6 protein-coding genes are annotated in these 6472 nt (G+C 39.7%); 1 reads left to right on the top strand and 5 read right to left on the bottom strand.

The window, feature by feature from the left end:
* Position 1: 1 nt before the first annotated feature.
* Genes CXF74_RS13610 through CXF74_RS13625 form a run of 4 tightly spaced genes read right to left on the bottom strand, consistent with a single transcriptional unit; the run spans position 2 to position 4348 of the window.
* Positions 2–667, bottom strand: a complete 666-nt coding sequence (locus tag CXF74_RS13610; RefSeq protein ID WP_101083078.1) for a tetratricopeptide repeat protein — start codon at positions 665–667, stop codon at positions 2–4.
* Entirely contained in the window at positions 654–1484 is an 831-nt protein-coding gene (locus CXF74_RS13615) for an SDR family oxidoreductase (RefSeq protein ID WP_101083080.1), read from the bottom strand. The genes CXF74_RS13610 and CXF74_RS13615 overlap by 14 nt, the downstream gene beginning before the upstream one ends.
* 9 nt (positions 1485–1493) lie before the next feature.
* On the bottom strand, positions 1494–3725 hold the full coding sequence (locus CXF74_RS13620; protein WP_101083082.1) for an AMP-binding protein: 2232 nt from the start codon (positions 3723–3725) through the stop codon (positions 1494–1496).
* 2 nt (positions 3726–3727) lie between these two features.
* Complete coding sequence (locus CXF74_RS13625) at positions 3728–4348, bottom strand: thermostable hemolysin (protein WP_101083084.1); 621 nt, start codon at positions 4346–4348, stop codon at positions 3728–3730.
* Between the two features lie 327 nt (positions 4349–4675).
* On the opposite strand from CXF74_RS13625, the gene CXF74_RS13630 reads away from it, so the two are divergent.
* Positions 4676–4927, top strand: a complete 252-nt coding sequence (locus CXF74_RS13630; protein ID WP_101083086.1) for a hypothetical protein — start codon at positions 4676–4678, stop codon at positions 4925–4927.
* A 112-nt stretch (positions 4928–5039) separates the two neighbouring features.
* Here CXF74_RS13630 and CXF74_RS13635 read toward each other — a convergent pair whose 3' ends face one another.
* The gene (locus tag CXF74_RS13635; RefSeq protein ID WP_101083088.1) at positions 5040–6269 is read right to left on the bottom strand and encodes an outer membrane protein transport protein; all 1230 of its coding nucleotides are present in this window, start codon (positions 6267–6269) and stop codon (positions 5040–5042) included.
* Positions 6270–6472 lie beyond the last annotated feature (203 nt).

Consider the following 6472-nt stretch of genomic DNA (forward strand, 5'->3'; position numbering starts at 1 on the left):
GTTACATTAACTCCTTAAGCTTGCCCTGTATTTCTTGCTGACGGCCTTTATCTGCAAGTGGACGATCTGGACGTGGGGTCGCTTGTTGTGCTTTTTTGAAGTATTCAATGGCTTCTAATTTACGGCCATCTTCATATAAAAAATCGGCATAAAAATAGTTAGCATCAATACCGTCGGGATTAACGGCTAATGCTTTCTTAAACATTTTTTCAGCTTTTTTATCGCTACCAAAAGCTAACGGCCAACCAGGTACTTGGTAATATAAAGAGCCTAAACTGGTATATGCGGAGCCATTAAGTGCTGTCGGTTCATCTGCAATGACTTGTTCAAATAATTGCTTCGCTTGTTTTACTAATGATAAGGCATCGAAGCCACCTTTAGCACCTGCTAATGAGCTTTTATTGATCGCTAGCCACACTTTTAATTCATTACTTGTCGGATTGCTAGCGAATGCCTGTTCATTCTCTTTGACAAGGTGCTGAAGGCAATTCGTTTTACTCTCTTGATCTACTATTTCATATTGGCAAGCCGCCCATTGATGTTGGATATCCAACAAATTTTGATTGGCTGCATTAGCCAAAAGTGGGAGGCTGAGTAGGGATAAAGTAATGCCCATAGTGAGTTTCTTGATAACGTGATTTTGTTTTATAAAATTAAGTGCTTTCATGTTGTTCACCTTGCGTAGAGGGGCTGTTTAAAAAAGAGTTAATTGTGTCTTGTTGCTTATAAATTGAAGCAGAGACTAAATTTGGAAAGAGCTGGTTAATCCGTGCAAATAACTTTTCTGGCCAACCAATCCAGCGTGTATTTATCTCTTTTTGTAAGACTTCGAGCACATTTTTAGCAACAATTTCAGGTGTATCGGTTTGATTACCCAATTGCTTGTTGAGTGCATTAACGTGTAAATTATTTAATGTGGTTTGAGTGGCTCTTGGTGCTAAATAAAAGACATTAATACCCGTGCCTTTTAGTTCGCGTTGTAACGCTTCACTAAAACGGTGTAATCCTGACTTAGCTGCGCAATAGCTGCTGTAACCCGGGTAACCGATTGAGCCAAAAGTAGATCCTATATTGAGAATAAAACCAGGACGATTTAGCCAGCCTAATGCTAATTTACTGAGGATGATGGGGCTGGTTAAATTAATGTTTAGCTCATCAATAATCGATTTTGTATTACGCTCAGAGAGCAATGCAAATTGATTACAGCCTGCATTATTGATGATGCCATCGATATCAATACCTTGCTGAGAGTACGTTTTACATTGCTTATCGATATAATCTAAACCATTGGTTTCACTGATATCACAGACAACAATACGATGTTTGCAGGCATTGTTAAGGCTGCCTTTGAGTTGTTCAAGTTTTGATTGGTCTCGACCGATTAAAACTAAGTAACAACCCGCTTGTGCAAGTGCTTTTGCCATTGCACTGCCTATTCCGCCAGTGGCCCCTGTGAGCAGTATGGTTTTCTGTTGTAGTTGCATTATTGCTCCTTAAGCGACCTGCGCAATAGGGTTAGGGGAGGTGACTGTGAGTTGTTCTAGCATTTTCCCGTATAAGCTAAACACCCTATTTGCTCCCTCGATCACTGCTTGTTGATCCTCTTTATTGGTTATGTTGTTCATCAGTGATTCAAATAACTTAATATGCTCTTGATCGAGTGTGCTATGCGACGATAAATAGCTCATTGCAGAGTCGGGTAAAGCGAGTGTTTCTTGTACTAGTGAAGCGATATTTCCACCGACGCTGACACTGGTGCCTTCTAATACCCAGACCATGCCAAAAAAGGCCATCGGGTTACGGCGATCAATCTGGTGATAAAGGTAAGCGATCATCAACTCGATAGGTTCGCTTACTTTGCCTTGCTGCTGATTATTACGAACATATTCTGCATTTTCACCACAGGCGTTAATATCATTTAATATCCACTCATGATGGCCTTTTTCTTCTTCAATATACTCACCAATTGCGCTACGTAACCATTCATAATGCTCTGGTAATCTTGCGCCACACGCCATTAATAATGGCACCGTGTGTTTTACGTGGTGGTAAGCTTGGGTCAAAAAGTTGGTATAGAGGGCTAAGGAAATTTGTTTCTGCTGACAGGCTGCAAAAATAGGCGCTTGATACATCGCTTGTTGCGCATCGAATGTCGCCGTTTTTAGTTGCTCAAAAAAAGGTGTTGAGTGGTTCATCATATTTCCCTTAGGGTTAATGTCACAGTGACGAATATCAATAATGGTTAATTCATTAGTTACTTGTTGGGTTTCATTTACCTGCTGGATCTCTTTTAAAAGCTTGCTAAATTCAGGGCGTCGAGGTCGACCATTACTGGTTAATAAATCGGGGTAATAAGTAAAGTCGCGACAGAGAACTATTTTGTGGATAGCAGCATAATCTGGATTTTGTTGATTGAAGGCCTGAATCGTTTTAATTAACTTACTTTTTTGAATATCTTGATTAACGATAAATGCGCTTAATTGATCCTCTTCATCACCCAGTACGACTAATTTTCGTAAATCAGGGTAAGATTGTGCTTCGGATTCCAGCCATTCTGGGCTGATATTTCGCCCAAAAGGGGTGATCACAACATTCTTTTTTCGACCATTGATATGTAAAAATTGTTGCTCGTCTAAATAACCAAGATCACCCGTATGAATCGATGTTTCTGCTAAGGGTTGCCCGAGGTAACCGAGCATATTTGCACCACTCACTAAAATTTCGCCATCGGCTGCAATGTTTATGGAGCAATGCTTTAATACTCTTCCACAACTCCCTATTTTGTTAAAACGGGGACTATTTAAACTCACTACGGAACCACATTCCGATAAACCATACCCCTCATAAACGGGAATACCTTGATGACAGGCTTTTTTTATCAAGGCGGAAGCGACCCGAGCACCACCTACCGCAACAAAGCATAAGGGCTTGATGAGATCAGGTTGTGTTTCTGAAATATGAATAAGTGCGACGAGCAATGCAGGTGTTAATACCAAGCTTTGGGGTTTAAATTTCGTTAAGGCTTGTATAAAGAGTGCAATGTCAAACTCACTTGAACCGATTAAACCGACCGATTTACCTGCTTTAATAATGCAAGTGACACCGAGTAATAACGGCACATATAAGCCGCTTATATTTTCTAATAAAGTAGATAAAGGCAATAATACTAAATGGCGTGATGGCAGATTTTCTTCAGAGAAGGTATCAGCTAATGTTTGTGTTACTTGTTGCAAATGCAACTGGCTTAAACAGACTCCTTTAGGTTGCCCCGTAGAGCCTGAGGTAAAGGTGATTTTTGCTGTTTGCGCTAAGACAGAGGTCTCCGTTGCTAGTGGCTTGAGCTTTATAACAGGCATTCCTGATAATACAGATTGAGCTTGCTGGTGGTATTCAGGCCAATCGCCAATGATCAGGTCAACATTCGCAGAGGTTAAAATATGTGTCACTTGCGCTGTTGTAAAAAACAGAGGCACGGGCACAATCACTATCTCTGCGAGTAAGCAGGCAATATCAATAATGGCCCAATCAATGCTGTTCTCTGCACGTAGCGCAATGCACGTTACATTAAGGGTTAATAAAACCTCTTTAGTCGCTGATATTTCAGACCAGAGTTGCTGATAAGTGAGTGTCTCATTCGCAAGGCTATTATAACGTTCACCGATGAAAGCGACTTTGTTAGGGGCTTGCTCAGCAAGTGTCTGAATGGTGCTAAATAATGTTTTCATGCTTATCCCGCCCTTTTTTTATTGATATTGCGCTGTTGTGAAAGTTGCAATAGTTGTTCAAGTCCTTGCTTAATGTTTCCTGCAGAGACTTTGGGCTGGTGATGGTAATAGGTTCCCCATTTATATTGTGCATCTGTAACGCTCGCTGAGTTTGCATTTGCCAATATAGTTGGCTGTAAACCCAAGCGACACATCATTACGTATAAAGGATCTGTCGCGGTGAAAATACACCACTCGTAACCTAATGCGACAAGGTGCTCTGCCATTAACATAAAGTGCATTGGGGACATGCCATGAGAAAACGACGCTAACTGTCCAAATTCAATTAATTTATGACGCTCGATAATTTGCCCAAATTCATTACTCATCATGTCATTTGCTGGTTTATCTAAATATTGTTCTAAAAACAGTGCTTCATCACTGGCAACACGATAGCCACAAGCTGAGAGTAATTGTTGCTGTTGGTTATAAATGGCGACAAACATTGGCATAAACTCATCAACATGCGCATTAAACGCCTTTTCATAACGCGCTTGTATATAGGACTCAACGTGACTTCTATCGATATGGTTTTTATCTACAATGTGCAATTGAACCTGATCTCTTGAATTAATCTTTGTCATGATTTCCATTCCTCTGTTTGTCTGTTGAATGAACAATAGGAAATGAAACTTAATGGAAACTTAAGATGGCATGGATATTTTCAAATTAATTTTTTGGGGGATACGTTGATAGTGGAATATTGAAGCTGATGCGCAGGGGGGCGCGCCTATTATGTTGGACGATGAGACTCGTTTATAAAAGGTGTAACGTCTTTGATGACAAGGTTTTCTGTCATGCAGCGCAAAGCGACTCTTAGGTATTTTGGCTAAATGGTTAGCGGAGAAAATACTAGTACTCTATTTTTTTTACGTTATAGTTTGTTTTTTGAATACAATGGAATGCCTACAATGAAAAAATTTGCACTTATTACCATCGCGACACTGTTCTTTTCAACTAATGCGCTGGCGGTTGATTTCGGTAAATTAACAGAGTCAGTTGATACAGAGAAAGCGGCTGCTTCAGTGGATACGGATAAGTTACAAAAATCAGTGCAAGGTGAAGAGATTGATTATAAAAAAGTGGTTGACTCTGTAGATAAAGAAAAAGCGGTTGATTCAATCGATACTAAAAAAGCAACAGAAGCATTATTAGCAGATTAATTATTAATTATTAATTAATAGTTATTAGTTATTAACTATTAATTATTAGTTAAGAAGCATAAAAAAAGCGCCTTACTTGGAAAAGTAAGGCGCTTTTTTTTAATCAATTGTTTTAGAAACTGTGGCTATATTGCACGGCGACTAAAATCGCATTAGCACGTGTTGTACCGGTAATTTGTGAAACGCCCTCTGTCGATTCAGTAACAAAAACATCTTGACCTACTAAGTAAGTTGCACCCAAGTCAAGATTAGAGTCATCGCTAAAGTGGTATGTAAAACCAGCTGAGAACCACTGTCTATCTGAGTCGGGTACTGAAGTCGAAGTGACTTCATCTTGAGCGCTTTGGTCATACATATAACCGCTACGTAGCGTCCAACTGTTGTTTAAATAATAAGTGCCACCTAATGAGAAATGCATTGCATCTTTCCATTGGTATTCATTTAATGTGCCATGTGCTTTAGAGTCTAAAGTATCAAAAGCACCCCAGCCTATCCATTGCACACTATAATGTACTGCAAATTTACTATCGGTTAAGCGGTGGTAACCTGAAAACTCAGCCATATCAGGTAAAGGCATATATAAGGTATCGTCTTTGGCTGTTGTTCCATTGTAATAAATATCGCCTTCAGCTTCTAACTCTGGGCTGTAATGGTATGAAAGACCAAAGCGGTTATTTTCATTTAATTCAAATACAGTACCGAGGTTAAAACCTAAACCTACGCCAGAAGCATCAGCATTCAGTACTTCCATCTTTTCAGGTGCACCAACATCTAAAGAACGCTCTAATTTACCTGTTCCATAAATAATGTCTAATCCACCACCCACGCTCCACTGCTGATTGATGCGGTAAGACGCTGCTAGCCCTAAATTTACGCTTTTAACATCCGTTAAACCACCGTACTCAGAGCCTGAAAAACTATCATCAAATTCAGTTTTAGTGCCAAAATTTGAATACAAGTTGATACCCACTGCAAACTGTTCATTTATTGGCACAATAAGGTGGATATTAGGAACCAATGAGGTATCACCGGCATCGTCATAGTTTGAACTTGTGCCACTAGGTGCAGTAGGGCCTACATAAGTTGCATCATTCACTTCAATTTCGGTCTTTAAAACATTTAAACCCAGAGAAAGCTCTGTTTTATCAAACAGCGCCATTGCAGCTGCATTACGCGCCATTACGGAAGCGTTATCTGCAATGACGGCATCACCTGCAAATGCACGACCTAATCCTGTTGCTGACTGTGCGTTAAGCTGGAAGCCTGCTGCAATAACTTGTGTTGTGCTGAGTGCAAGTGCTGCAACAATAGCTGTTTTTGTAAATAGCGCTGTTTTTTTCATAATGTTTTCCATAAACGAGGAATGTTAAATAATTGTTATCGAAGTCTAAGTAGTGAAAGCTAAAAGGGAAAGTCCTACGAATGATATAAAGAGGGGAATTTCGTGATAGTTCTCTAATTTCAGAGGATTGTGCAATAAAAATCAACAATAACCAACTTTTAAAGCGCAATTTTTGGCTGTTTCTCAAAAGCAGGGGAACTATA

This window comes from Psychromonas sp. Urea-02u-13 (genome assembly GCF_002835995.1).
GTDB lineage: Bacteria > Pseudomonadota > Gammaproteobacteria > Enterobacterales > Psychromonadaceae > Psychromonas.